The sequence below is a fragment of the Dellaglioa sp. CoH-57-MRSF-17 genome (genome assembly GCF_056782015.1).
Genome location: NZ_JBXAXY010000012.1, coordinates 1 through 1,799 on the forward strand (window position 1 = coordinate 1; position 1,799 = coordinate 1,799).

The 1,799-nt window shown below is 50.0% G+C and carries 2 rRNA genes (1 of these 2 running past the window's edge); both read right to left on the reverse strand.

Features of this window, described 5'->3' with window-relative positions:
• Positions 1-70, reverse strand: a 5S ribosomal RNA gene (gene rrf / locus AC1RPJ_RS07505); the annotation flags it as partial.
• Positions 71-155: 85 nt separating this feature from the next.
• Positions 156-1,799 (reverse strand): 23S ribosomal RNA (locus AC1RPJ_RS07510) (it continues 1,375 nt past the right edge of the window).

Sequence of the window (1,799 nt, forward strand, 5' to 3'; positions counted from 1 at the left end):
TGGCGCTAAGAAGCTTAACTTCTGTGTTCGACATGGGAACAGGTGTATCCTTCTTGCTATCGCCACCACACTCTTTTTTTGAGAAAACTTATTCTCTCAAAACTAGCTAATATTTATCATTGATTTTTAAGCCGTACACCGTTTCACACCACTTTGTGGTTAAGTCCTCGACCGATTAGTATTGGTCCGCTCCATACATCACTGTACTTCCACTTCCAACCTATCTACCTGATAATCTTTCAGGGGTCTTACTTCCATAAAGGAATGGGAAATCTAATCTCGAGGTGAGCTTCACACTTAGATGCTTTCAGCGTTTATCTCATCCATACATAGCTACCCAGCGATGCCCTTGGCAGAACAACTGGTACACCAGAGGTATGTCCATCCCGGTCCTCTCGTACTAAGGACAGCTCCTCTCAAATTTCCTACGCCCGCGACGGATAGGGACCGAACTGTCTCACGACGTTCTGAACCCAGCTCGCGTACCGCTTTAATGGGCGAACAGCCCAACCCTTGGGACCGACTACAGCCCCAGGATGCGATGAGCCGACATCGAGGTGCCAAACCTCCCCGTCGATGTGGACTCTTGGGGGAGATAAGCCTGTTATCCCCAGGGTAGCTTTTATCCGTTGAGCGATGGCCCTTCCATACGGAACCACCGGATCACTAAGCCCGACTTTCGTCCCTGCTCGACCTGTAAGTCTCGCAGTCAAGCTCCCTTGTGCCTTTACACTCTGCGAATGATTTCCAACCATTCTGAGGGAACCTTTGGGCGCCTCCGTTACCTTTTAGGAGGCGACCGCCCCAGTCAAACTGCCCACCTGACACTGTCTCCCACCACGATTAGTGGCGAGGGTTAGAGTGTTCATACAACGAGGGTAGTATCCCACCAATGCCTCCTCCGAAACTAGCGTTCCGGTCTCTACGGCTCCTACCTATCCTGTACAAGTTATACAAACACTCAATATCAAGCTACAGTAAAGCTCCATGGGGTCTTTCCGTCCTGTCGCGGGTAACCCGCATCTTCACGGGTATTATAATTTCACCGAGTCTCTCGTTGAGACAGTGCCCAAATCGTTACGCCTTTCGTGCGGGTCGGAACTTACCCGACAAGGAATTTCGCTACCTTAGGACCGTTATAGTTACGGCCGCCGTTTACTGGGGCTTCAATTCTGGGCTTCGCCGAAGCTAACTCATCCTCTTAACCTTCCAGCACCGGGCAGGCGTCAGCCCCTATACGTCATCTTACGATTTTGCAGAAACCTGTGTTTTTGATAAACAGTCGTTTGGGCCTATTCACTGCGGCTGACCTTTCGGTCAGCACCCCTTCTCCCGAAGTTACGGGGTCATTTTGCCGAGTTCCTTAACGAGAGTTCTCTCGCACACCTTAGGATACTCTCCTCGACTACCTGTGTCGGTTTGCGGTACGGGTAGTTATATTCTAACTAGAAGCTTTTCTTGGCAGTGTGACATCAGTTACTTCGCTACTTAATTTCGCTCCCCATCACAACTTGTCCTTAAAGTTAAGCATTTAACTCAACTTCAGACTTATTGCTTGGACGCACATATCCATCAGTGCGCTTCCTTAGCCTGCTGCGTCCCTCCATCGTTCAAACAAATATAACTAGTACAGGAATCTCAACCTGTTATCCATCGTCTACGCCTCTCGGCCTCGACTTAGGTCCCGACTAACCCTGGGAGGACGAGCCTTCCCCAGGAAACCTTAGTCATTCGGTGGACAGGATTCTCACCTGTCTTTCGCTACTCATACCGGCATTCTCACTTCTAAGCGCTCCACC